At 69.1% G+C, this 25,016-nt stretch carries 19 protein-coding genes and 1 pseudogene; 9 read left to right on the plus strand and 11 right to left on the minus strand.

Going from position 1 to position 25,016, the window contains the following annotated elements; all coding sequences use genetic code 11:
* Positions 1 to 159 precede the first annotated feature (159 nt).
* Positions 160 to 1,014 (plus strand): helix-turn-helix domain-containing protein, encoded by an 855-nt coding sequence (locus ACP4J0_RS08030; RefSeq protein WP_426597915.1) that lies wholly within the window; start codon positions 160 to 162, stop codon positions 1,012 to 1,014.
* Positions 1,011 to 1,193 carry a DUF397 domain-containing protein gene (locus tag ACP4J0_RS08035; protein WP_018895950.1) on the plus strand — a complete coding sequence of 61 codons (183 nt, stop codon included), beginning with the start codon at positions 1,011 to 1,013 and terminating at the stop codon, positions 1,191 to 1,193. The genes ACP4J0_RS08030 and ACP4J0_RS08035 overlap by 4 nt, the downstream gene beginning before the upstream one ends.
* Before the next feature lie 46 nt (positions 1,194 to 1,239).
* Here ACP4J0_RS08035 and pglX read toward each other — a convergent pair whose 3' ends face one another.
* The 5 genes from pglX to ACP4J0_RS08060 form a co-directional block, all read right to left on the minus strand.
* Complete coding sequence (gene pglX, locus ACP4J0_RS08040) at positions 1,240 to 4,974, minus strand: BREX-2 system adenine-specific DNA-methyltransferase PglX (RefSeq protein ID WP_426597916.1); 3,735 nt, start codon at positions 4,972 to 4,974, stop codon at positions 1,240 to 1,242.
* A gap of 89 nt (positions 4,975 to 5,063) precedes the next feature.
* The gene (gene pglW / locus ACP4J0_RS08045) at positions 5,064 to 9,728 is read right to left on the minus strand and encodes a BREX system serine/threonine kinase PglW (RefSeq protein WP_426597917.1); all 4,665 of its coding nucleotides are present in this window, start codon (positions 9,726 to 9,728) and stop codon (positions 5,064 to 5,066) included.
* Positions 9,729 to 10,109: 381 nt separating this feature from the next.
* Positions 10,110 to 10,292, minus strand: coding sequence for a hypothetical protein (locus tag ACP4J0_RS08050; RefSeq protein WP_426597918.1), 183 nt, complete (start codon positions 10,290 to 10,292; stop codon positions 10,110 to 10,112).
* A 402-nt stretch (positions 10,293 to 10,694) separates the two neighbouring features.
* On the minus strand, positions 10,695 to 11,630 hold the full coding sequence (locus ACP4J0_RS08055) for an MBL fold metallo-hydrolase (RefSeq protein WP_426597919.1): 936 nt from the start codon (positions 11,628 to 11,630) through the stop codon (positions 10,695 to 10,697).
* A gap of 11 nt (positions 11,631 to 11,641) precedes the next feature.
* Positions 11,642 to 12,997, minus strand: a complete 1,356-nt coding sequence (locus ACP4J0_RS08060; RefSeq protein ID WP_426597920.1) for an MFS transporter — start codon at positions 12,995 to 12,997, stop codon at positions 11,642 to 11,644.
* Positions 12,998 to 13,145: 148 nt separating this feature from the next.
* Between ACP4J0_RS08060 and ACP4J0_RS08065 the strand changes: the two genes are divergently transcribed.
* The 3 genes from ACP4J0_RS08065 to ACP4J0_RS08075 all read left to right on the plus strand — a co-directional run bounded on the left by ACP4J0_RS08065 (position 13,146) and on the right by ACP4J0_RS08075 (position 15,502).
* Positions 13,146 to 13,352 carry a hypothetical protein gene (locus tag ACP4J0_RS08065; RefSeq protein ID WP_426597921.1) on the plus strand — a complete coding sequence of 69 codons (207 nt, stop codon included), beginning with the start codon at positions 13,146 to 13,148 and terminating at the stop codon, positions 13,350 to 13,352.
* Positions 13,339 to 14,730 (plus strand): amidase, encoded by a 1,392-nt coding sequence (locus tag ACP4J0_RS08070; RefSeq protein ID WP_426597922.1) that lies wholly within the window; start codon positions 13,339 to 13,341, stop codon positions 14,728 to 14,730. The genes ACP4J0_RS08065 and ACP4J0_RS08070 overlap by 14 nt, the downstream gene beginning before the upstream one ends.
* Before the next feature lie 142 nt (positions 14,731 to 14,872).
* Positions 14,873 to 15,502: a TetR/AcrR family transcriptional regulator gene (locus ACP4J0_RS08075; RefSeq protein ID WP_426597923.1), complete on the plus strand. Its 630-nt coding sequence runs from the start codon at positions 14,873 to 14,875 to the stop codon at positions 15,500 to 15,502.
* 634 nt (positions 15,503 to 16,136) lie between these two features.
* Here ACP4J0_RS08075 and ACP4J0_RS08080 read toward each other — a convergent pair.
* Genes ACP4J0_RS08080 through ACP4J0_RS08095 form a run of 4 tightly spaced genes read right to left on the minus strand, consistent with a single transcriptional unit; the run spans position 16,137 to position 19,702 of the window.
* Complete coding sequence (locus ACP4J0_RS08080; RefSeq protein ID WP_426597924.1) at positions 16,137 to 16,727, minus strand: GTP-binding protein; 591 nt, start codon at positions 16,725 to 16,727, stop codon at positions 16,137 to 16,139.
* The gene (locus tag ACP4J0_RS08085; RefSeq protein ID WP_426523710.1) at positions 16,714 to 17,085 is read right to left on the minus strand and encodes a DUF742 domain-containing protein; all 372 of its coding nucleotides are present in this window, start codon (positions 17,083 to 17,085) and stop codon (positions 16,714 to 16,716) included. Before ACP4J0_RS08085 ends, ACP4J0_RS08080 begins: the two co-directional genes overlap by 14 nt.
* Positions 17,085 to 17,486 (minus strand): roadblock/LC7 domain-containing protein, encoded by a 402-nt coding sequence (locus ACP4J0_RS08090; RefSeq protein ID WP_030826382.1) that lies wholly within the window; start codon positions 17,484 to 17,486, stop codon positions 17,085 to 17,087. The genes ACP4J0_RS08085 and ACP4J0_RS08090 overlap by 1 nt, the downstream gene beginning before the upstream one ends.
* Positions 17,483 to 19,702: a sensor histidine kinase gene (locus tag ACP4J0_RS08095; RefSeq protein WP_426597925.1), complete on the minus strand. Its 2,220-nt coding sequence runs from the start codon at positions 19,700 to 19,702 to the stop codon at positions 17,483 to 17,485. The genes ACP4J0_RS08090 and ACP4J0_RS08095 overlap by 4 nt, the downstream gene beginning before the upstream one ends.
* 405 nt (positions 19,703 to 20,107) lie before the next feature.
* Between ACP4J0_RS08095 and ACP4J0_RS08100 the strand changes: the two genes are divergently transcribed.
* Entirely contained in the window at positions 20,108 to 20,641 is a 534-nt protein-coding gene (locus ACP4J0_RS08100; protein ID WP_426597926.1) for a GNAT family N-acetyltransferase, read from the plus strand.
* 107 nt (positions 20,642 to 20,748) lie between these two features.
* Here the strand turns inward: ACP4J0_RS08100 and ACP4J0_RS08105 are convergent, their stop codons facing one another.
* Positions 20,749 to 21,039 carry an alpha/beta fold hydrolase gene (locus tag ACP4J0_RS08105; RefSeq protein WP_426597927.1) on the minus strand — a complete coding sequence of 97 codons (291 nt, stop codon included), beginning with the start codon at positions 21,037 to 21,039 and terminating at the stop codon, positions 20,749 to 20,751.
* A gap of 200 nt (positions 21,040 to 21,239) precedes the next feature.
* Here ACP4J0_RS08105 and ACP4J0_RS08110 point away from each other — a divergent pair, with 200 nt between their 5' ends.
* The 3 genes from ACP4J0_RS08110 (at position 21,240) to ACP4J0_RS08120 (ending at position 24,201) form a co-directional block, all read left to right on the plus strand.
* On the plus strand, positions 21,240 to 21,902 hold the full coding sequence (locus ACP4J0_RS08110; RefSeq protein ID WP_426597928.1) for a helix-turn-helix transcriptional regulator: 663 nt from the start codon (positions 21,240 to 21,242) through the stop codon (positions 21,900 to 21,902).
* 111 nt (positions 21,903 to 22,013) lie between these two features.
* Positions 22,014 to 22,301, plus strand: a complete 288-nt coding sequence (locus ACP4J0_RS08115; protein WP_426597929.1) for a hypothetical protein — start codon at positions 22,014 to 22,016, stop codon at positions 22,299 to 22,301.
* A 397-nt stretch (positions 22,302 to 22,698) separates the two neighbouring features.
* Positions 22,699 to 24,201, plus strand: coding sequence for an AAA family ATPase (locus tag ACP4J0_RS08120; protein WP_426597930.1), 1,503 nt, complete (start codon positions 22,699 to 22,701; stop codon positions 24,199 to 24,201).
* 246 nt (positions 24,202 to 24,447) lie between these two features.
* Here the strand turns inward: ACP4J0_RS08120 and ACP4J0_RS08125 are convergent.
* Positions 24,448 to 24,597 (minus strand): annotated as a pseudogene (locus ACP4J0_RS08125) (ISAzo13 family transposase); the annotation flags it as partial.
* Positions 24,598 to 25,016 lie beyond the last annotated feature (419 nt).

Raw genomic sequence — 25,016 nt, forward strand, 5'->3', positions numbered from 1 at the left:
TCCGGCCGCGCCCGCCGTGCCGACAGGAACGGCACCCATACAGATCGATCTGTACTTGTTCACGCACTGGACTGGGTGGGTGACGCACCGTAATCATGGGCAGGTTGGCCGACGCGACGTACGGGGCGCAAGGCACAGAGCACGGAAAGCGGGGCGGCGATGACGGCGGACCAGGACGGCAGCGGTACGGCGGCGTGTGGTGAACCCGAACTGTCGGACAGTCTCAAGACGTTCGGGGCCGTCTTGAAGGCGCTGCGGGAGGCGGGAGGGCTCACGCAGGAGGTGTTCGCGGCCAGGGTGCGGTATTCGGCGGCGTACGTCGCGAAGATCGAGCAGGGCAAGCGGTTCCCGCCGGAGGCACTGCCCGGGAGGGCGGAGGAGGCGCTGGGGCCCGTCGCGGGCAAGGTCCTCGCGGCAGCGGCGAAGAGCCTGCGGAGGAAGGCGGGGCTGGCGTCCTGGTTCCTGCAGTGGGCGGGGATCGAGGAAGAGGCGATCACGCTGTACGCGTATGAGTGCCGGGGGGTTCCGGGGTTGTTGCAGACCGAGGGATACATCCGGGCCGTCTTCGATCGACGGCTGCCGCCCTTGTCGGAGCAGCAGTTCGAACAGCAGGTTGCTGCACGCCTCGAACGACAGGAGCTCTTGGCCGCGCGGCCCAACACCTCGTTCTCGTTCCTTGTCGAGCAAGCTGTCCTGGAGCGCCAGTTGGGAGGGCCTCAGGTGACTTCCGCCCTCATTGACAACCTGCTGACGCAAGGCCGTCGACGCAACGTAGAAATCCTCGTCATGGCACTCAAGCAGCATGACCACTCGGGCATCGACGGCCAGATGTACCTCGCCGAGACCTCGTCCAACAGCTGGTTCGGGTACGTCGAAGGTCACGACGGCAGTACTCTCATGGCCGACCCGAAAGTGGTCAGTGCCATGCTTCAGCGCTATGGCAAGATGCGCTCACAGGCGCTGAGCCACGAGGCCACAGTCGGCCTGCTGAAGCAGATTCGAGGAGCGCTATGAGCACCGAACTTGACTGGGTCAAGAGCAGCTACAGCGGCAGCGGTGGCGACAACTGCATCGAGGTCGCGCTGGACGCCGAAGCGGTCCACGTGCGGGACTCCAAGGATCTCGGCCGCGACTCGTTCGCCGTTGCCCCCGGCGCCTGGGCGGCTTTCACCGCGCACGTGTCGGGTTCCTGACTGTCGTCTGTGAGGCGGCAGATCAGCCACCTCACAGACGCGCTGCTCAGTCGGACTCTGCGGAGGCCGCTGCCTTCTTCTTCGGGGCGGCGGCCTTCTTCGCGCGGGTGGCGGGTGCGGGACGCCAGGCACGCAAGGCGTTGTCGGTCAGGCCGAGTTCGCCCTGCTTCTGCTGTCGGAAGGCGAGGATCTCGGCGGCGGGGGAGGCGCCGAACTCGGCGTCGTACTCCCCGTACCACTGGTCCAGCCAGGGCTGAAGCTCAAGCAGCCCGGCCAGGAACGGCACGATCTCCTCGCTGCCAAGACCGGCGGTCTGGATGTACGAGGCGAGCGCGAGCGCCTGCTCCAGGTGGTCCCAGCCGGCCCACCCATACAGCTCGGGCGACTGCGCGTTGACCGTGCCGTATGAGACGAACCGCTCCTTGGGTACGTCGAGCTTGCCGCGGGCGCGCCAGTAGCTGGGCTTGAGGAAGTCGGCCGACGTGTACTTCGGCGGTACGGGCGTCCGCTCCCGGATCTTCCGCTTGGCGGGCTCGTCCGGCGCGGCGTCCTCCTCGCGCTGGAGATCCCAGACGTGCTCCCAGTCGGCTCGCTTCTTGAGCGCGGCGGGCTTGTACCGGAGGGCCGATACGAAGGGGACGTGCTCCTCGGAGAGCAGGTCGCGGACGGTCTTGGCGAGGTCCTGCCGGGGGGCGTAGAGGTCGGCGACGGAGGTGAAGTCGTCGTCGGCGGAGAGGGCCTCGGTGAGACGGGCGAGGGTGGTGACGGTGGGGTTGCCGTTCGCGTCGAACCAGTAGGAGCGGTCCTCGATGCGGTCGAGCAGCCAGGACTTCAGTGCCTTCTGCCGCATCGAGTCCCAGCCCTCGGTGGCCCAACGGCGTTTGTACTCGGGGCGTTCGACCATGCCGATGGCGCGGTTTGACTCGATGACATCGATCCGCTTCTGGACCAGGGTCCGATATTCGGCGGGCCAGTGGGAGGGGATGGTGGAGATGGGCTTGGACCCGTGCCGCTTGAACCATTCGTCGCTTGCCTCGCCGGCTTCGATGCGCCGCGCGAGCACGATCTCGAAGGCGCGCTCGCCGAGGTCGAGTCCGGGCACGTTGTGGGTATTGGGGAGGCGAAGGTCCTCGGAGTGCAGGTTGTAGAGCGAGTACACCTGCCAGTCCAGCTCCTCCTGGAGCGCGATCATGCGGGCGCGAGCGGAGGTGCAGCGCGCGTGGGCGTCGCGGAGGGCGGGGGCAGTGGGGACGGACTCGGCGGCGAGGGTAGCCGGGGTCGAGGCGGAGAGCCGACGGGCGAGGGCGTCGAGCTCGGAGGCAAGGGAACTCGGGAATTCGGTGGGTAGAGGGAACTCCTGGAGCTTTGTTCCAGTGAACTCGTAAAATTGCTCCCATAGTTCAGTTTTGATGCCGGACTGGTGCCCCTCGGTTCCCTTGCTGTGGCTTACCATCTTGAGCCAGAACCCGGCCGTGGAGCTGTTAAGCAGTCCGAGCAGTCGTACATGCTCCTCCTCGGATGCCCCACCCTGCAGCTTAATCACTGGTGCGTGCCTGTTGAAGACGCTGCCGCCGCGATCCAGAGCAAATTGGTTGTGCGTCGCCACCGAGGCGAACGTCAACGACAAGGGGGTGGAGTATCGCTCAGGAACCCATCTGTACCACGCCCACCACTCCTTTCCTGTGTCAGCATGAGAATTACCGTCGAAGTCCTTCGTTGATTTCAGTTGTGATCGCAGCGGCCACAAGACTCGCCCCCAGGGAGTGTGCTCGTCCCACGGGAGGGGCTTCAGGTCCGCAGCGTACGGGGTGATTGCAGACTCGATGCAATTCTCCGACCAGTCTCGTACCACTGAGCCGGTGACGAAGTCGCGTGCTACGGAACCAGAAATTCCATTGCGGCGCAGGGCGTCGGGTGTGCTGATGAATGCATCATCCTGGCCGGGGAAGCTGGCGAACCCAATTGGGCGAGATAGAGCGCTCCGCAAGCGTGTAGGTGCCGAAGCCTCGATGGATTCATTGAGCTCCAACCCGCCATCAGTTAGGATCCATGGCTGCTTCCCGAAGTACCTGCGTCGCTCCAGGTCGTCTACTGACACCCACTGCCCCGTGCTACCGGTCTGTTCGACCTGGTTCACGATCGCTTGCCAGACAAGGCCGTGTTCGGCGTTGTCTGGCGCTGAAGGCTCTCCCTGCACGCTCCGCACTGTGCGGATCGTTGACCGGCGAGGTCCTGTGTGATCCAGTGGGCGCCCAACGAGAATTACCGTCGGTGTCCCATGTCCGGGGATGAATGCACCTGATGTGTCGATGACTTCTGTTAGTTCGACCTGATCCCGGAAAAAACTTTCGATCAGCTCAGTCCCAAACTCCCGCTTCATGAAAGAGTTCGCCGTGATCTGGCCGACCATGCCGTATCCGTGCCCGGTTTTCTCGTTGCCCCGCATAGCGAGTTCGAAGAATCGTTGGGCGAACGGGACGGACAGCGCGTACTTTCCGGTGCACGCGTCGTACAGGTCGCGGTATTTTTGGTTGAGTGTCCTATCCTTGACCGTGATGTAGGGCGGATTACCCACGACTACGTGATACGAGCCGCGTCGCAGGATGTGCGGGTACTCGAAGAGGTCCTCGGTGCTTAGCGCGTAGTACGGGGGCTCGGCGTTGCCCGACTCTGCACCAGCCCCGCCCCTGCCCTCGTCGCTAAGATTCAGTTCCTCGTCGCTGAACAGACCCTGCTGCCGGTGCTCCGTAGGCAACAGCGAGTCGCCCACCGCCAGCTGAATCGGCCACTCGTACTCCCGAGCCGCCCCAAACGTCCGCAGCCCACTCGCCGCCATCGCCGCAACGAGCAACCGGAACCGCGCCACCGCCACCGCGAACGGGTTCAGGTCCACCCCATGCACCGACTCCAGCGCCGCCCGCACCCGCTCGTACGAGCCGACCTCCGGCCGGTCCTCGGCCCACAGCCGCACCAGCCGCCGAAACGCGCCCAGCACAAAGTGCCCCGACCCGCACGTCGGGTCGATCATCTTCAGCTCTTCGAAGCCGAACTCCCGCACCGCAGGCGTCATCGTCCGGTCGAGGATGAACTCCTCCACGAACTCCGGCGTCTGCAACAGCGCGTACGTCTTCCGCGCCGCCTCGCTCAGGTCCTGGTAAAGGTCGCCCAGGAATCGGGTGTCCCAGCCCTCCGTGCCGTCCTCGCTCAGCGGGTCGGTGAAGTCGTGCACCAGCACGGACGCGGCCGACGTGTTGCCGGAGCCGTCGTCCGCCTCCGACGCCACCGACTTCTGCTGCCGCCAGAACGCCAGCAGCGCGCCCGCCCCGTCATGCGACAGCGGAATCTGGTACAGCGGATTGTGGTCCCGGTCGAACAGCAACCGCCCCGCCTGCCCCGCCCCCAGCTCCGCAAACGCCGTCTCCAGCCACCCGCGGTACGTCGGGTCGGCGTCCTTCGCCATGTACTCCTCGTACCGCGCCTGGGCGACCTCCCGCCCCGCCACATCCGGCGCCGTGATGTACGGCTCCGCGATCAGCCGGTTGTCCTCGCTGAACCGGACGAAGACCGTGCCGAGCACCCACGCCACCGCGACCTGCGTGACCCGCTCCCCGAGCCAGCTGTTCCAGGTCGCCGCCGTCCGCCCCAGCTTCTTCGCCTGGTCGTACTCGCTCCGCAGACGCTCCCCGACCTCGGGAACGGCCTTGACCTGCGCGTCCAGGTCGGTCTCTGCCGCCTTGACCTGCTTCTGCAGGTCGCTGAGGAGGCTCTTGCGGTCGATCACGGACTGCTCCCGAAGTTGTGACTGAAAAGCGAGACGAGAAGGAGACGAGGACGAGAAGGCGGAGAGAAGAGGCGACAATCAGCCGTACGTCAGACGACGTCCGGCACCAGATGCTTCCGCGCCACCCACGCGTCCGGCACGACGATCCACTCGTCGAACCCGGCCTGGTACGGAACACTCTGCCCGGCCAGCCTCGGCGCGCGGGCCGGGTCGGACTGGGCGACGAGCAGCCACAGCGGGGTGCCGCCCTGCCGGGATTCCTCCGCGAGGCGGCCCAGGAGGTCGAACGCGTCGTAGCGGGCGAGTGCCGCCGTGTCGGTGAGGAGCAGCGGACCGCCGGCCTGAGCCAGCCGCTCGCGCAGGAGCGGCTCGACGCGCCCCCACGCCTTGTCCGTACGGACCCGCAACTGCTGGTGGGGCCGCGTGCCCGCCTCGGCGGCGTCCGCCTTGAGGACGGTCTCCCAGGTCGGCTTGGCCGCCTCGGCGATCACGCCGCGCAGCTCGGCCAGGAACAGCCCGGTCAGCGAGACGACAGCGGCCCCGTACGGCTGGCCGGACAGCCGTCGTACCGCCGTCTCCGCACCCTGGTGCGGCACGGTCAGGACCCGGAAACCGTCCTGCCCCGCCGAGTGCACGAGCCGCTGCTCGGCCTTCACCGCCGCCGCGACCGCCGCGTCCGCGTCGTACTGCGTCGGCGCGGACCGCCGCGCCGCCGAGGCCGCGACACCCCAGCTCGCGGACGTCAGCCCGCTGGTGAACTCCCCGGCGGGCCGGTCCGGAACGAGCCGGAGCGTCTTGTCGTAGCGGGTCGCCAGCTTCAGCTCGAAGCCGGCCTGCTTCAGCAACCGCACCAGCGCGCTGCCCGTCGGCAGCTCGCGCGGCACCAGCGGATCCTCGCCCAACTCCGGGAAGCGGGTCGCGACCCGCTTGTGCAGAGCGTCGACGGTGAGCCCCGGCTGGCGCTCCTCCTCGACACCCGGCTGCACGGCGACCACACCGGCCTGGGTGATCCGCAGTGCGCGTACGAGGTCCAGATCGCGTGGGTAGATCTCCAGGCGGGGCGTGAGCGCGGCCCCCGGGGAAGCCGCGACCGCGATCTCGGCCGTCCGCCGCTCGTCCCAGCCGAGCGTCCCCGGCGGCTGCCGGATCGCGGCCAGCTTGGTGAGGACCGTACTCGCCGTCGGCAGGGACTCCAGGCTCGCCAGCTCGTCCGCCTGCGCGCCCAGCTTGAGCGCGTACTCCCGGAGGGCCGGCAAGGTCGGGGTGTCCGCCCCGTCGTCACTGTCCTCCCCGTCGCGGACGTCGATGACGATCAGTCCGAGCACCGGGTCGGCGCCCTTGGGCAGCCGGGCGTGGAAGTAGCGGAACCGCGGCGGCGTCTCCTCGTACTGCTCCCGGAACTGCTCCCGCTCCACCACCGCACGCAGCAGCGACAGCGCCAGCGCACGCCGGTCCCGACGCTTCGCCACCTTGCTGCCTCGCTGGGCGAGCAGCGCGTCGGCGAGTTCGAGCACCGGCACGACCCGGCCGCGCTCGGCGACCAGCTCGATCACCTGCTCGCTCAGCAGCTTCAGCGCGAGATCGTTGTACCAGCGCTCGCGCGCCTTCTTCACGATCTGCGGGATGCGGCCCACGGTGAGGCCAAGGACCTTGGCGACGTCCGCCTGCCGGACCCAGGGCAGCCCCTCGGGCAGGTCGCCGTTCTCGTCGGGAAGCCGGAGCAGCAGTCGGACGGCCTCACGCTCCTTCGTGTTGGAACGGGCGTTGCCGCCCGAGGGACGCGGCACCAGGCGGGAAGCGAGGGCGTCCAGACTCAGTGCGCGCAGTACCTCCAGGCCGGTGTCGCCGCCGTCCGCCGCGACCGATTCGGCGGCCGCCCGCTCCAGCTCGGTGGCCTCCTCGCGGGCGGCCTTGAGCGCCTCCTTGCTCATCGGCGCCGGTGTTCTGCCGAGTCGAAGGTTCCACTGCTTCTGCCGGTTCTGGATCTCCGTGCGGGTCCGGGCGCCCATGCCCGGTGCGGTCAGGAACTTCCGCGCCGAGTAGTCGAGGACGTCCCCCACGGTGTTCAGGCCCAGGTCGAACAGTTGGGACTGCGCCGCAAGGGTCAGACCCGCCACCGACAGCGGTGTGGAACGGTCGGCCCGCTCCGCCTGCTCGTCGCGAATCTCCTCGGCCGAGGTCTCGTCGTCGCCTTGCCCGATCCGCGGCGCAGTGCTTTCTACCGCCACCACCTTGTTGCCGTGCCCGGAGCTCGGAGCGGTCGTCCGCTGGGCGTCCAGGAAGATCGCGTTCCAGGCGCGCTCCATCGGCTTCAGGTCCGGGAAGCGGTCCTTCACGTCCCGGGCCAGGGCCTTGCGGAAGAAGGCCACCAGGCCGTCCCGTACGGGGTCGTCGAAGGCGTCGGCAGCCAGCTGCGGGTACGGCCACTCCTTGGGATCGGTCTGCCGGGGCGTGACCGAGCCGTCGCCCCAGCGGGGCAGCTCGCGGGACGCCATCTCGTGCAGCGTGACGGCCAGCGCGTACCGCTCGGCGTGGCCGTCGTACGAACCGCGCGTGATGATTCCGACGAAGGGGTCGAGATAGCCTTCGGTGCCTGCCTCGATCTCCTTCGCGGGGTATCCGGCGAGCGAGAAGTCGATCATCACGAGCTGGCGGGTGCCGTTGGGACGGATCCGGATCGCGATGTTGTCCGGCTTCAGGTCCCTGTGCCAGATGCCCTCCGCCTCCAGGTGCTCCACCGCGCCGAACAGGTACTTTCCGTACGTCTCCAGCTGGTCCATACGGAGGCGGCCGTAGTCCCGCAGCTGACGGGCGACGGTGTCCTCGCGTCTGCGTGCGGCCTTGCCCGTGCCCTCCGTGTCCAGTGCGCGGCTGTCGCCCACGTACTCCAGAGCGAGCACCCTGCGGCCCGCGAGGGTCAGCGGCTCCCGCTCGTACAGCGCGATGATGCTGGAATCCCGGTGGATCCGGCCCAGGACATCGGCCTCCCGGTCGAGCACCACGTGCTTCGCCTCGCTGAGCGCGACCTTGAGCACCGCTACCGGCAGGCTTCCGCTACGACGGGGCTCGCCGGCCAGGTCACGGACCAGGAACGCACGCGACGTCGAGCCCGTGCCGAGACGGCGCACGATCTCCCAGCGCCCGGCGAACACATCACCGGCCACCGCTTCCAGCGGGTCCTTCTCCGGCTCGGTCTGTCCTCCACCGGCCTCCGACGCCGGAGAAGCGCCTACAGCCGACTCTCCACCCGCGGCGTCCTTCTCGGCGAACGCCTCCTCGACGAATTCCAGCATCTCCAGGAAGTCGTCGACCGTGGAAAGACGGCGGCTCGGCTCGTACGCGGTGGACGCCTCCACCAGGTCGTCGATGTCGGGATTGAGGCCGTCCACCAGCGCGCTCGGGGCGAGCGTCTCACCCGCCTCCAGGCGGGACAGGACCTCACCCTGGGTCGCACCCGGCGCCTGCCCGGTGATGAGGAGGTACGTGAGAACGCCGAGCCCGTACACATCGAGCCGGACCGGGTCCGCCTTCGGGATCCGCAGCTCGGGCGCCAGATACGGGTCGGCCTGCTGGGAGACGTGCAGACCGGACACATGGGAGGTGGCCAGCGTCAGCGGCTTGCCCTGACTGGCGCTCTGCCCGGAGGCGATCTGCCAGTCCGCGATCTGCAGCCGGGGGCTCAGCCAGCGCTGCTCCTCGCCCAGTTCGCGCCCGCGCGGACCGCGGTTGCGCGGGATCACGTGCACCGCGTGCGCCGACAGCGTGCGGTGATGGAGCCGGTTGGAGTGCGCGGAACGGAGCGTCTCGGCGAGCTGGCGGACCAGCGCGAGACGGCCGGGCAGGCCGAGGAGCTCGCCGTGCTCCACCAGGTAGTCGTCGAGCCTGAGGGTCTCCGGGTGGTAGTCGAAGAGGATCGTCGGGCCTGCGGGATGTCCCGACGGCAGGTAGCTCTTCAGCTGGACGGCACCCGGGTGCCGGAACCGGCTGAGCACCGTGGCCTCACGCGCGGCGGCCTTCTCCACCGAGGCGCGCTCGGTGTCCGAAGCGCCCCGCTCGCTGAGGAAGACCCGCACCCGGGCCAGATCGTGCAGCTGGGTGTGACGCCCCAGGTAGTCGGCCCAGGTCGGACCGGAGTCGAACGACTTCGTCTCCAGGAGGTACGACCCCACCTCGTGCCGACGGCGGACGGACGCGATGCCGAGCTGCTTGAGGGCCGCGTCGACCTGGCGCGAGACCCCGGCGGTCACCTGCCCCCGGGCATCCTTGGGCGGAACGGCGAGCATCTCCACCAGCTGCCTGATCTTGAAGACGCCATTCAGGTCGGCGCCCGTCAGATTCACCCGGAACCTGTCGTCGGTGAAACAGACCGCCTCACCCACCCAGATCCTCGGTCGTCCGGGGCCACGCCCCACGACGTTCCCGATCAGGCCCGCCAGCTCCTTGGCCTTCTGATTGGTCAGATGCAACGGATTGCCGTGCCGGCGCTGGGTACCGCCGGGTGTCGTCTGCACCCAACTGTTGCCGCCGCCGCTCACCGACCCGTGCCAGTCCTTCAGCTCGACCAGGAACACTCCGGCCGGCGCGGTGACCATGAGATCGATCTCGCGGACGTGCCCACTGTTCGCCGTGAAGGTGAAGTTCGACCAGGCACGCCAAGGCTCCTCGTTCGGCAGGAGCCTGCGGATGGCCTCAAGACCGCGGCGCTCGTGCTCGAACTCGGACTCGGTGACCGTCGTCCACCGGCCATCCTCCATTTGGCTCCCGCCCCGTGTCAGCTCATGTCCCTGCGTGCCGGTCGCATTCTTGCTGGTGCGGCCCAGGCCGCCCGGCTGAGTTCCCGGAAGAAATCCTAGACGGTGGCACCGACACAGAGCGGTCCAGAAGTGACAGCGGGCATACAACGGCAGGCCAGAGGGCGGACGGCGTGGGCGAGTGACCGGAACGCCCGCCCGGTCCCTGGCTGCCTGGAGCGCCCGAAACTGCGGGCGGAACTCTCGGAGAGCGCGGCGTCGGCGTCGTCGATGGGAGCAACGGCCGCACCTCGAATCCGCTGACCGCAGAGAGTGCGGCGTTCACGGGTGGGCCGTCAGGTGCAGCCTTCGCCGTCACCTCGAGTCCGCAGCGCCCAAGGGTGTTCAGCCGCTCCGGTGCCTGCCGGCCCTTTCATGATTCCTGACCTCCCGTTCACTGCCGGCGCCGGCCGGTTCTGCCTGAAGAAACGCCTCCCAGGCGGCGCGTACGGCGGTCTGGAGTCCGGCGTCGTCGAGATCGCCGGGTTCTGCGAGGCCGGGGTCGACCGAGTAGTCCTCGAGGATCATGAACACCTGGTCGAAGAGATCACCGAGCGCCCCTTGGACCCGCTCCCCGTTCGCCTGGGAAGCGCGCCGGGCCTCCCACCAGCCATGCGCGAAGGCCGGTGAGACTGAAGCAGGGCCGCGTTGCCCGGTCGGCGATGGGCGAGTGGGGTCGGCAGGTCGCCCTCGTTCGCGACGCGTCGGCGTGACTGTCGCCCACGAGGGACAGCCGACATCCGGCTTACGCAAAGGGCGCAAGCCGGTGATCGGTCATGACGTCGTCCGGCCCCGTCGGTGACGACGGAGCGCATGCCGGAGGAGTCTGATAGCCGCTCCCGGGCCGTCCGGTAGCGGACGTCCAGGACGTCACCCGCACGGACTCGGTGCGACTCGGTGCGCGGCACGTCCCGGGTGCTCCGGTCCGCTTCAGCCGCCGATGGGCGTTGCCCCTGAGGGAGCCGGGACCAGTCGGTACCCGCCGTCCTCGCGTAGCACGTGTCCGGCGGTCGGCGGGGGGAAGTGGCTCCCGAGCAGGAGAGTTGACGTACCGGCCAGTGAGCCGAGCACCTGGTTCCGGGTCCTGGCCGCGAGTTCGGGAGCGATGTCCACGCAGCTGCAGAGCTCCGGATGCGCCATCTGGACCGGGTGGTGGATGCTGTCACCGGTGACCAGTGCGGTCTCGCCACGGCTGCTCAGTTCCACCGCCACCTGCCCCGGTGTGTGGCCGGGGGTGGGCAGCAGGCGGATGCCCGGCGCGACGTCCGTGCCCTCGTCCGCGACGTCGATGAGGTCGAAGAGACCTGCTTCCCGGACGGGATGGACCGAGTCCCGGAACATCTGCCGACGCGCCTCCTCCATGTCGACACCCGCCCAGTAGTCCCACTCGGTGCGTGAGGTGAGATAGCGCGCGTTCGGGAAGGTGGGCACCCAGGCGTCGCCCTCGGCACGCGTGTTCCACCCCACGTGGTCGGCGTGGAGGTGGGTCAGGACCACGAGGTCAACGCTCTCCGGCGCGAAGCCCGCCGCCCGTAGCCGTGTTTCGTAGTCGCTGTTCAGGTTGTGCCAGGCGGGGTTGGCGCGCCGCTTCCCGTTTCCGATGCCGGTGTCCACCAGCACCCGCATGCCGTCCACCTCGACGGCGAAGCTGTGACTCGCCAGGCGCAGGACACCTTGTTCGTCGGCGAATTGGGGGCTCAGCCAGGGAGTCCGGCTCACGAGGTCGGTGGTTGCCCCGGGCAGCAGCCACGGACCGGTCTGGGCGGGCAGGGCCACTTCGTCGATGCGTCGTACGGTGTGGTCGCCCACCGTCCAGGAAGAGGCGGGGGGAGTGATGGACTTGGTCGTTTGAGATGAGGTGAACACGGCGACTTTCCTTACCTGTTGTGGGTCGCGAGGACGGAGATGATGTCTGGAGCGGGTGTGTCGGGTGTGTCGGGTGTGTCGGGTGTGTCCGGTGAGGCGGATGTGTAGTCGCTCGTCGCCGGGCGGGAGTGGGTGCCGGGGGACGGTGCCCGGCGTCGACCGCGCAGCGACGCGGTCAGCGTCGCGACTGCGACGGTCGCCAGTACGGCGACGCAGCCGGCGTAGGCCAGTGCTGCCGCACGCAGCCCGAAGCCGGTGGTGAGGGCGCCGGCGCCGATGGCGGGCAGACTCATCGCCAGGTAGCTGAGTACGTAATAGGAGGCGAGCGTGCCGCCTTTCTCCCGGGCCGGGACCGAGTCGACGACCGCGCGCAGCGCACCCTGGGAGACGGCTCCGAAGCCGAACCCGGCCAGCGCCGCCCCGGCGAAGAGGAGTACGGGGCCGGCGAGATGGAGGGCACCCAGGGTCAGGACGGCCGCCGGAATCACCGCGCAGCTCCCGAGGAGAGCGGAGACGTCGGCACGCATCCTGCGCGTGAAGTACACCGTCGGGGCGGCGACGGCCGTCAGCGTGAAGAAGACCATGCCGCCGGCGTATTCGGGCCCGCCGGGGGAGATGAGCCGGGTGAAGCCCGGTCCCAGGGACGAGTAGAAGCCGCCGAGTGCCCAGACGGCGACGACGCCGGCGCCGTTGAGCAGGAGAGCGTGGGCGGCCGCCGACGGCAGCGCCAGGTGGGGCCGCGTCGAGCGCAGTGCTCCGGGACGGCGGTGGACGGTCTCGGGCGTCGAGACCAGGGCGATGGCCTGCGCGGCGAACACGGCGATCAGGGCCGCGTACACCGTGATCGTCGGAACGGGGGCGAAGCGCACCATGAGGGTGGCTGCCAGGACGCCGGCCGCCATGCCCGTCACCGGTGCGATGCTGTTGGCCAGAGCGGGGCGACCCGGCCGGGCGGGGTTTTCCAGGTCGAGGAGAGCCGCACCTGCTGCGCTGGTCGCCGCGCCGGTCGCGATGCCCTGCAGCACGCGGGCGCTGATCAGAGTGGTCAGGCCGTCGGCCGTCGCGAACAGTGCCATGGAGGCGACCTGGACCGCGAGCGCGCCCAGGAGCACGGGGCGGCGTCCGACATGGTCGGAAAGGGTTCCGGTCGTCAGCAGTGTGATCAGGAGCGCCAGGGCGTAGGCGCTGAAGACCACGGTGATGTCGAGGGACGACAACTGCCACTGAGCCTGGTAGTGGGGGTACAGCGGGGTCGGCGCGCTGGATGCGGCGAGCAGCGCGATCAGGATCGAGGCGTGCAAGGCGAACGGCAGGCGTCCGGATGGCGAGGTGCGGGGAGGCGCGAGGCCCGCAGGGACGCTCTGCATGAGGGTCCTTCCAGTGCTAAAAGCGATTGGTTTGCTTTAAGTCACCGTAGGTCCTACGATCGACTAAAGCAAACGATTCGCTTTTGCGGTGGTCGGAGGTCCTGTACCAGCCCCGGCCCGTCGCGCCGTACAGATCCGGAAGGAAGCCATGACCAGCGAACTCACCCCCCAAGAGGCAGCCCGAGGGGCGCTGCGGGCGGGGCTCCCCCTCGGGGGCGGCCGACACGAAGGGGTGGCCATGACGGCCAACTACATCCACTCCGTGATCAGCACGTTGCGCGAGCTCGACTTCGGCGAGACCCCTCCCGCGTCCTCCTACCGAGCCGGACAGGGGAACGCCGATGCAACCGTTTGAGCTGTCGCTGACCGAAGCCTCCCGTGCGGTGCGCGCACGGGAGCTGTCCCCCGTCGAACTCACCGAATCGGTGCTCGCCCGTATCGCCGCCGTCGAAGGACGGCTGGGCGCCTACGTCACCGTCGCCGCCGACGCGGCCCGGGCCGCAGCGGTCCGCGCCGAACGGGAGATCTCCGGAAGCGGACCGCGCGGGCCACTGCACGGGATCCCCATGGCGCTCAAGGATCTGATCGACGCGGAGGGGATGCCCACCACGGCGAGCTCGCACGTCCGGGCAGGGCACGTGGCGGAACGCGACAGCCGGGTGGCCGAACGGCTCGGCGCCGCCGGGGCCGTCCTCCTGGGCAAGACGCACACGCACGAGTTCGCCTACGGCCTGACCACTCCGCAGACGAACAACGCCTGGGACCACAGCCGGGTCGCGGGCGGGTCGAGCGGAGGCTCGGCGGTAGCTGTCGCCGCCGGCGAGGCGACGTTCGCCATGGGCACGGACACGGGCGGTTCCATCCGGGTCCCCGCTGCTCTGAACGGCATGGTGGGCCTCAAGCCGACCTACGGCCTGGTCCCACGCACAGGCGTGACCTCGCTGTCCTGGTCCCTGGACCACGTGGGACCTCTCACCCGCACCGTCCAGGACGCCGCGCTGGTGCTGTCGGCGACCGCCGGCCACGACCCGCGCGACCCGGCGAGCGTGTCCGGCCCGATGCTGGACCGCTTCCCGGGAGGCGACCTGCGAGGACTGAAGGTCGGCGTACCGCGAAACCACTACTTCGACCGGGTCGCGCCCGAGGTCGAGGAGTCCGTACGCGGCGCGATCGAGCGGCTGGCGGAGCTGGGGGCGGAGCTCGTCGACGTCGAGATCCCGATGGCGCGTTACGTCCAGGCCGTTCAGTGGGGGCTGATGGTTCCCGAGGCCACCGCCTACCACGAGCGGTCGCTGAGGGCCACCCCCGACCTGTACGCGGCGGACGTTCGCATCCTGCTGGAGGCCGGCGAACTCACCTCTGCGGGCGACTACCTCCGCGCCCAGCGGGCCCGCACCATGATGCGAGACGCCTGGGCTCGCATGTTCGACGGAATCGACGTCCTCGCCGCGCCGACGGTGCCGATGACCGCCACCGAGGCGGGCCAGGAAGCCGTCGAGTGGGCCGATGGTACGACCGAGGCCGTGTCGGACAGCTACGTCCGCCTCTGTGCCCCGGCCAACATCACCGGCGTCCCGGCCCTCACGCTGCCGGTCGGTCACGACCGCGCCGGACTGCCGATCGGTATGCAGCTGATGGCGCGCCCCTTCCACGACGCGACGGTGCTCCGGGTGGGCCGGGTCTACGAAGAGTCGGTGGCCGGCGCGGGGCGGCTCGCTCCCCTCGCTGCCTGAGGGAAGGCGGACGTTCCAGCCGGCCTGCGGTCGCGTCGCCGCAGGGGCGTCCGCCGTGCTCGGCCGCCCGGACACGTGGCCCCGCGGGGCGCCGACGCCGGCCACCGCCTAGAAGCAACAAAATCGCATTAAGGTGGATCGTATGAGTCCCAAGCCCATGGTCCGCCCCGGCGGGCGCAGCGCACGCGTACAGGAGTCCGTCCACGCCGCGGTACGTGAACTCGTAGGGGAGGTGGGCCGCGACGCGCTCACGGTCCCGATGGTGGCCACTCGGGCGGGCGTGACCCCCTCCACGATCTACCGTCGTTGGGGTGACCTGCAGGAACTCCTGTCAGACGTGGCCGTCGAACGACTGCGCCCGGAAACGGATCCGGCCGATCTCGGAAGCCTGCGGGCCGATCTCGACGCGTGGGCGGAACAGTTCGTCGACGAGATGGCCTCGCCGCCCGGGCGCGCCTACATCCGGGACGCCCTGCTCGGCGACCCCGACGGAACCCATGCCGGTCAGTGTTCGGCGTATGCCGCCGAGCAGATCGACGTCGTGTTGGCCCGTGCGGTGCGGCGGGGGGAGCCGGTGCCCGAGACGGAACTGCTGATCGACCGTGTCGTGGCGCCGATCATGTACCGCATCCTCTTCCGCCCTGGCCGACTGGACGCCGCATACGCGCGCGAGCTCGTGACGAACGCCGTGTACGCCCAGCAGACCGAGGCCGGCGCCGGCCCCACCCAGGCCGCCGCCCCTCGGCGCTCGAAGAAGGAACCCGACAACTGACCACTTCGCTCATCGGGCGGTCTGGCCCCTGGGCCGTGGAGGCCCGGCTGGCTGTACTGGCAGGGGTCGTGAATTCCCCGGCAATGACCGACCAGGACGTGGCCCTTGGGCGTGACACCCGTTTGACGCTCCGTGCGCACGAAGGGCCCTTCGGCGGAGCAGAAAACGGCAGCGGAGGCGATGGTGCGTCTATGCGGCGTGGAGGAGGTTGTGCAGGCGGGCGACACCGGGCATGGCGTGTCCGCGGCCGGGTCGGTCCCGGCAAGACCGTCTGGTCCGAGTGCGCACCGTCGACCGGAGCCGTAGCCCCCGAGCCCGGGCAGGCCGCCGCACCGAACGGCGGACCCGGCCACCGTCCCATGCCGCCGTGGGCCGGGCGCCCGGCTCACCGGAGCGCGGGGCGGTACCAGAACCTGTCGCGGGGAACGACCCAGCGCCAGGTTCTGCACAGCGCCCGGTGGGAGCCGGCTGTCCGGGCCGTGCCGCGAGAGGCGTTCCTCGACGACGGCTGGTTCGAGGACGAGGACGAGGGCCGGTACCGGCCGGCATTCCTCGACGGCCGACGCGGCGGCGGCCTGGACCGGGTCCACGGTCGCGGTCGTGAGCCTCCACGCCACCACGTGGCAGGCCGAAGTCAGCCGGTCGCCGCGCCCCCGGCTTTGGCGATGAGCATGTCCAGGAGCGAGAGCAGCGCACCGCGCGCGTCGTCACGGGAGCGGGCGTCGAGCAAGTGGACGGGTGTGTTCGGGTCACGCAGATGCAGCGCCGCCCTGATCTCCTCGGCGGTGTAGAGCTGTTCGCCGTGGAAGCAGTTCGCGGCGACCACGAACGGAAGCCCTCGGTTCTCGAAGAAGTCGACGGCCGGGAAACTGCGGTCGAGGCGTCGTGTGTCGACAAGGACAATCGCCCCGAGTGCTCCGTTCAGCAGGTCGTCCCACATGAACCAGAAGCGCTCCTGGCCAGGTGTGCCGAACAGGTAGAGCACGACCTGTGCGTCGGTGAGGGTGATGCGGCCGAAGTCCATCGCGACGGTGGTAACCGCCTTGGACTCGATGCCGTTGAGGTCGTCGATGCCGACGCCCGCGCTCGTCAGCCGTTCCTCGGTGCGCAACGGCTCGATCTCGGAGACCGTCTCGACCAGGGTCGTCTTGCCGACACCGAATCCCCCAGCGATGAGGATCTTGACGGGGGCCGCTTCCTGGGCAGGGGTGTCATATCCGGGCAAGGTTGTCCCTGATTCTCATGAGCAGGTGGACATTGGTGGTCTCGGCCCCTTCCAGGGGTGGCCGGTGCTCGATCAGCCCTCGATCCGCGAGTTCGCCGAGAAGAAGCGTCATGGGAGTGAGGCGGATGTGCATGCGCGCCGCGATCTCGGCGACCGCCAGGCCGCCCGGAGGCGAGCACATCGCGAGGATGGCCTGCCACTCGCTGGGCAGGCCGCCGTGGCCGTCGGCGACGGCCACGGCCGTGATCGTGGTGTCCATGGTGAGGGCGGTGTGCGCAGCCGCCGTACGTCCATCGGTCAGCGCGTACAGCCGCGTCCGGCGGTGGCCTCCCTCTCGCGGCCTGGGCTCGTCCGCCATTACGACGGCTGTGCCTGGCCGCGATCAGGCGTGCTCAGCCACTCTCCGAGCGCCTGGGCGGTGCGCACGGCTTCACCGCCCAGCTCCCCCAGCCGCGCCTTGCGGGAGGTCACCACGATGAGCGTGCTGCCCTCCCCGCACCCGACGATGCAGAGATAGCAGTCGTCCATCTCGACCAGTTGGCGGATCACCCGGCCGCCGTCGACCTCCCTGGATATCGCCTTCATCGTGGAAGCGATACCGGAGGACGCGGCGGCTATGCGCTCCGCCTGGTCCCGTTCCAGCTCGTACGAGCTGAGCTTGATCCCGTCGTTGGACAGGAGCACGGCTCCCTGGATGCCGGCGATCCTGCTCAGGTTGTTGTCCAGGACGCTGTAGATCATGTCGTTCGTTGTCGTCATGGCTGATCCTGTCGGAGTTCTTCTTCCACTGTCTGAGTCCCGTGTTCGTAGTCCGCCCAGGCGTCGGCCACTTCCTCGGGTGTCGCCGCGTCCTGGTGGACGGCAGTCTCCGGTGCGTGTGGCGCGCGGAGCTGCTCGGCGATATGGGCCTGTGGGACCCGCTCGGGGAGGGCCGGCTTCGCGTCACCGTTCCGTGTCGGGGAAGGAACCGACGGCTTGCTCTCCACCGGCCGCTCGGGCAATCGCTCCGGCGTCCTACGGCCGGCCGACCCGGTCTTCGCGTGCAGGACCAGTTCGGGCTTGCGTTCGTCGAACGGGCCCGGTGCCGGGGCGGGCATCGCCGCCGCGCGCGGCGCTTCCTTTCCCGCCCGGACCGGTTCGGTCGGCACAAGGAGTTCCTTGGGAAGGATCACCACGGCCGACGTCCCCCCGTATACCGAGCGGCGCAGCGTCACTGTGGCCCCGAGCTGTTCGGCGATGTGGCCGACCACGAAGAGTCCGAGCCGGTGCGCGTTCTCCGCCAGGACGGAATACGGCGGGGCCGAGTGCAGACGCCCGTTCATCTCCTCGTAGGTTGCGGCGGTCACCCGAGGCCCGCGGTCCTCGATGTCGACCAGCAGCCCGTCTGTCACCAGTTCGGCACGGACGACCACCTTCGACTGCGGCGGGGAGAACCGGGTGGCGTTGTCGAGGAGTTCTGCCAGGAGGTGGCTGATCTCGCTGATCACCCGCGGTACCACGCTGATCTCGTCCAGGGCCTGGCGCTCGATCCGCCGGAAGTCCTCGACTTCCGCGGCGGCTTCGCGCAGCAGGTCGGCGACGCGCATGGGCTCGGTGTGCGGATCGGGGATCTCCCCACCTGCCAGGATGAGCAGGTTCTCGATCTGCCGCCGCATACCCACCGTCAACTGGTCGGATCGCATCAACCGGGCGAGAAGCTCCTCGTCGTGCCCGAAGGCGTCCTGCAGTTCGTCGGTGAGGGTCAACTGGCGGCTGACCAGGTTTCCGGTGCGCGAGGCGATGCCCGCGGCGAACATACCGAAACCCTGACGCTCGGCCGCGAGCCGCGCATGCCCGTCGACGGATACGGAGACGACCCGGGCGAACGCGTCGCTGATACGTCCGACCTCGTCCCGGTCTCCGCTCACGGCGGGCAGCGCATCGTCGTCGACGGGCTGCCCGCGCTGGAGCCGGGCAACGACATCCGGCAGCGTGTCCTCGGCAACGGCCACCGTACGTTGGTGCAGACCGCGCAGGCGGCGCAGCACGGAGCGCGTGGTGAGCACGATGACGGCCGCGACGGCGAAGACGGCCGCGCCGTTTCCGACGATCAGCCAGATGACCCCGTTCTCCAGCTGCGTGGCCTTGGCGTCGGCGTGCACGAGCAGTGCTCGCCCCTGTTCCGCGTTGAGCGCGGCAAGGCGCGGTGCGAACTCGTCGTACGCGGCCTGCCAGGCGTCAGCTTCCTTGGGCAGCTCGATGCCGGACGCGGTGTTCCGGTGATCGGAGATGACCGCGTCCTCGACGCGGACCTTCGTCTTCCAGCCGTCCGAGGCGAAGACCTGGTCGTAGGCCGCTTTGTCCTCGGCCGTCAGATACGGCGCGACCCACTCGTCGTACTGGTACCGCTGGGAGCCGACGGAGTTGACGAATTCGGCGAACCCGGAAGGGCTCAGACGCCTGGACGGCCCGGCCATGGCGAGGATGGTGGTCTCGCGCGCCACCATCTCGGACACCGTGAACACCGTGACGACCAGGCCGCTCTCCTGGATGAGCTCGGCGTCTTCCGCATGGCTGAACTCGTTCTGGTAAACCCGGATGATGCGGTCGACGAGGTCGGAGTAGTAGCCGATCGTCCGATCCGCGTCCCCGCTGCGGGCGTCCGCACGCTCGCGGAACGCGGCCAGATCCGCGAGGCCGTGCTTCAGCTCCGCGACGTACTGATCGTCCTCGCGCCCGGTCGCCGCCAGAGCTCCGTCCGCCGCCCGGCGGAACTCGTCCGCGGTCCGGTCCGTGGCCGCGCGCTGCTCGCGCAGCCCTTCCTCGGACACGGAGCCGCTCGCCCACCGTGTGGCGGTCATCGTCCGCTCAGCCTGCAGTTCGACCATCAGCCTGGTCAGGGATACATCGGTCCGCTCACCGACTGCCACATCAGCGCGCAGTTGCTTTGACTGGTGCACCAGCGGCTGTGCGGTCATGACCACTTGGGCACTCATCGCCAGAATGGGGACGATCGCCAGCCAAATGAGCAGCGTACGCAGGCGCAGAGTACGCCGCCGACGAGTCGCCGGCTGCCCTCGTGTGCCTTCGGGTTCTATGGGAGACATCAGTCCTCGGAGAGCGGGGAACCAGTGGGGACGGCCCGACCGCCGAGACCAGACGCAGTCCTGAGTTCAGGAATGGGGGAAGTCCGGTTCGGCTTTGACGCGACGTGAGGTACCGATCATAACCAGCCACACCGGCGAAACGGAGAGAAGACTTCCGTTGGCCACATGTGGTAAGGGCGACGAGGCGTTGCGCATCAGACGCCGTCGCGCAGCAGACGGCTGGTGCCCAGAGAGTCCGGCACCAGCAGATACCCATGTTCCCGCGCCGCGCATTCGGTTCGGCAGGATGGGCGCATGACAGAGATCCGCACACCCCGTCTTCTCCTCCGCAGCTGGCACGACGACGACCTCGCGCCGATGGCGGACATCAACGCGGACCCACGGGTCATGCGATGGATCGACGACGGCTCGGTGCGCGACCTGGACCGTACGGCCGAGGACATCGAGCGGTGGGAGGAGGAGTGGGACGAGGAGGGCTTTGGACTCTTCGCCGTCGAGCTGCTGGCCTCGGGTGAACTGATCGGTTTCACGGGGCTGTCCGTGCCCGCGTTCCTGCCGGAGGTGATGCCCGCCGTGGCGATCGGCTGGCGGCTCGGGTCACCGTTCTGGGGCCAGGGATACGCGTCCGAAGCCGCGCACGCCACACTGGAGTTCGCACTCCAGGACCGCGGCCTGGACCGTGTCATCAGCATCAGCCGGGTAGGGGACAACGCCTCCGAGAACGTCATCCGCAAGCTCGGCATGGCGCCCGAGCGGGAGACGGCCCACCCGGTGTACGGCTACCCACTGCGCGTTCACGCCATCGACCTCACCGAGTTCCAGGCATGAACCGACCCGACCGTCGATCATCACAAGACAGCCGACCACTGTCCCTGCGCCCCTGAACGAATTGACCGCGGCGGCACGGACACCCAGGAAGGGATGGCCCCTCCCTGTCAGCGCACCTTGCCGAAGAACTCGCGGACGTCGCCGACGAGCAGTTCCGGGGCTTCCATCGCGAGGAAGTGGCCGCCACGGTCGAGTTCGGTCCACCGCACGATGTTGTGGTCGCGTTCGGCCCAGCGGCGAATGGTCACATCGTGGGCGGAGAGCAGCACGGCGGTGGGCACGGTCCCCTGTGGACCGGCTGACCAGTCGTCCTGACCGTCGCTCCACCCGGCGTCGTGCGCCGTGCCGGGGGCAGTCCAGTCGTCGGCTGCGGCTTCGCCCCAGGTGCTCGCGGACATCTCCTCGTAGTAGACCTGGGCTGCTGAGGCGGCGGTGGCGGTCAGCCAGTCTGCACGCCACCCAGGGCACTGCGGGCTACCGGCTCGGGGCCGGGACCACGCTGCCGCCACTGCTGTTCGACGACGACGAGGCTGTCGCCGTCGTCGTCGGCCTGCGCACGGCGGCCGGTGGCTCGGTCGCCGGCATCGAAGGGTCCTCGATGCGCGCGCTCGCCAAGCTCGAGCAGATGCTCCCACCCCGGCTGCGGTACCGAGTGAGCACCCTGCACACCGCTACTGTCCGGGCCGGCGCAGCCCCGACTCCCAAGGTCTCCGCGGACACCCTCATGGCCATCGCAGAGGCGTGCCGCCGGCGCGAGCGCCTGCGCTTCGACTACGTCAGCCCTCGCCGCAGCCGCAGCACGCGCTTGGTCGAGCCGCACAGTCTCGTCAGCTTCGACCGCCACTGGTACCTGGTCGCCTGGGACACCGACCGCACCGACTGGCGCACCTTCCGCGTCGACAGACTCACTCCGCGCACGCCGACTGGACCGCGGTTCACCCCCCGCGAACTCCCCGACACCGACGTGGCCACCTATCTGGCCCACCAGCTGTCATCGCGGACCTGGCCGTTCCAGGCCACCATCACCCTGCACGAGTCCGCCGCAGCGGTCACCGACCGCATCTGGCCCGGCATGGGCGTCGTCGAACCCGTCGACGATGACAGCTGCCTACTGCACCTGGGCGCCGACAACCCCCGTGACCTCGCCTGGATGATCACCTCGGTCGACGCCGATTTCACTCTCACCGACGCACCACCCGAACTCACCGACGCCCTGCACGCCCATGCCGCCCGCTGCCTGAACGCCGTACGCAAGGCATAGGCACCCCTGCCGCGCAGGCGTCCGGGAATCTCCCGACGACCGGGCTCCGTCACCGCTCAGTACCTCGATGCGGAGTGTCCTGAGTGTGGTGGAGTGAGAACCGCGGCACAGATGTTCGACAGCACCAGGAGCAGCTACTTCGGTCTGAGCCCGCTGGCCGTGCAGGTGTCACGACGTCTCGGCAGTCTCGGCGACGAGGCGTATCTGTACGTGCGACGCCGCTACGTCGACGATGTCGAGCGGCTGTCCTCGCCAGTAGCCGTGATTCAGGTACGCAAGGACCACGCACTTGTCACTGTCTGTTACACAGAACAGAACGCCGGTCAGGCGCGAGGTGTTGATGTGGCCGAGGCCCTTGCCCGCACCGCGCTGCGCAAGGCGGCTTTCGCCCGCACGTGACCTGCAAGAAGACCTCTCCTCACCGGTTCACCGTGACGGCATATCGGCGAGTGACCGGTCTGGGAGCCGTTCTCCGCTCGACCGTCGTCTCCCGTGCCAAAGCCTCGGCTTCCCGCCCTTGCACGCGCGGCGGGAGGTATCGCGCCTCTCACGCTGGATCGGCGTGGGACGTCACCGCTGCCCGACGTGACGTTCATATGACGCTCCCGTCAGCGAGACCGGCGGGAACAGTGTGTTGCCATGCCCCGTGGCCGCATTGTCGGGAGCCGCTGACACAGCTCTGCGACGATCACCGCCAGTGATCTCTGCTGTCGGGCACAGTAAAGTCAAGCTGGACGGATTCCGTCTAAGTAGACTTAGACATGTTGTGGTCGATCCAGGCTGGTGGGGAGTTCCGGTGGACGAGAGCGTGCTTGCCAAGCCCGGGGACGTGGTCGACCGTGATCGTGAGTGGGGTCTGCTGTCCGAGTTCGTCACGGACCCGGATCCGGCGATGCGTCTGGGGATCGTGTCGGGGCGCAGGCGGCACGGGAAGTCGTATCTTCTGCAGGCGCTGTCGGAGCGGGTCGTGGGTCTGTACGTCACCGCGGTGCGGGAGGAAGGGCGACTGCCGGCGATCCAGAGGTTCAGCGACGCCATCGCGGTCCACGCGGGTCTGCGGCCCGGCACGCTGCGGTTGACCGACTGGCGCGAGGTCCTGTCCAACGCCCTCGACGTCACCGCGCGTTCGCGGACTCCGCTGCTGGTGATCGACGAATTGCCGTATCTCCTCCAGCACTCTCCCGAAATTCCGGGCCTGCTGCAGCAGCTCTACGACGAGCGCCAGCGGGGCACCGGGGCCGGCCCCGGAGCGCGGGTGATCCTGTGCGGGTCCGCGATGAGCGTCATGCACGAACTGCTGTCGGGGACGAAACCGTTGCGCGGCCGTGCGGTGATCGATCTGAGACTGGGGGCCTTCGACTACCGGGCGGCACGCGAGTTCTGGCAGATCGACGACCCGCTGACCGCCCTGCAGGTGCACGCCGTCCTCGGTGGCGCTCCCGGATACCGCCCCGTGGCGGCCCGCCCGCACCCGAACGACGGCTTCGTCTCCTGGCTGACGCGGACGCTCCTGGACCCGGGGCGGGCGGTGTACTCGCGCACGGAGACGGAGTATCTGCTGCGCGAGGATCCGCGGATCACCCAGCACACCCTCTACTACGACATCCTCACGGCGATCGCCCAGGGCGCCACCACCCCCACCAGGATCGGCGCGGCACTGGAACGACAGCGCAACGCAGTCACCCACCCGCTCGACGTCCTGGAGTCCACCGGCTACATCCAGCGCGAGCAGGACATCCTGCGTCCCCGCCACCCCGTCATCACCCTGGCCGACCCCGTCATCCGCTTCAACCAGCTGGTCACCCTGCCGCAGGCGGCCACCGTCGAGCAGGGCTTCGCCGAAGAGGCGTGGCAGGCCGCCGCGCCGACCTTCAACTCCAAGATCCTCGGCCCCCACTTCGAGGACCTCGCCCGCACCTTCACCCGCCGCTACGCCCGCACCCTCCTCCCCGGCAGCCTGCCAGGACCGGTCGGCACCACCGAAGTGGCGGACCCCGTGGCCCGCACCAAGCACGAGGTGGACGTCATCGCCCTGGCCCTGGGTGAACGCCCGCAGGCCCCCCGCGCCCGGATCGCCCTCCTCGGCGAGGCCAAGGCCACCGCCGCCCGCCGCGGCACCGGCGACCTGCAACGCCTGGAGCGCATCCGCACCCTGCTCGCCGGCCAGGGGTACGACACCGCGGGCACCACCCTGGCCCTGTTCTCCCTGCACGGCTTCTACCCGGACCTGATCGAGTCCGCGGCCGGCCGCGACGATCTGCTCCTGGTCGACCTGGCGACTCTCTTCGGAGCCGGGTAGCCACTGCTGTCGCGATGACAACGGCGAACCCAGCGGCGCGGTGGGGCGTGCCCGCACACCGCGGGGGCACACCGGCGGTTGTCAGGCGCGGCCGGTTCAGGGCGGCAGCGGCGACGCCGACGCTCTGCGGGATGCGCTGCTGTCTCTGGTCGAGCCTGATGTGCGTGGGGGACCCCGTGTTGCCGCTGCGCCGGACGTGCAAGTCCATCCGTAGGCGCGCTCTGCCGAACTGATCCGGCAGGGGGCCGGATCGCGCTCGACCAGGCTCTTATGACCACCGCCGGCTCGGCGAGCCCGCCCCAGCGGGGCCTGGCCGGACTCGGGTTCCCGCACAACGAGCGACGCCGTGCCCTCACGAATGCCTGCGGCGCGGGCAACCGCCCTGACCCCGCCGTGAAGCTCCCCCTTGTGACTGGACGTCTGAAGACCGGGACATGAGGTTCCAGCGGAAGCAGGGGACTCCCGGACTGCCGGCCTTGACGCTCATTTGACGCTTTGGGCGTCTTCATGAGGAACGATGAGCTGAGAAACGGCTCTGACCAGGGTTTTTCTGGGACCCGTTCAGGCCGACATTCTTTCCGATGACGCATCACGTGGAGCGTGTGGCGATCCTGGAGCCCGCTCAGAAGGGCTCCTGATGTCCCGCTTGGTGGGCGAGATCGAGCGATGACGGGTCGAGTCGATCTGTTTCCGGGAGTCCACCGCGTGAAGCGTGTCGCAGTTCCCGCCACGTCGAGCACCGTGTCTTCATGCAGGGCATCGAGGCGGTGGAAGCCGCCGCCGGAGTCCGCGACGTCCTGGTCGATCACAACAGC

The sequence above is a fragment of the Streptomyces sp. WG7 genome (genome assembly GCF_049975785.1).
In the GTDB taxonomy this organism is placed as follows: Bacteria; Actinomycetota; Actinomycetes; order Streptomycetales; family Streptomycetaceae; genus Streptomyces.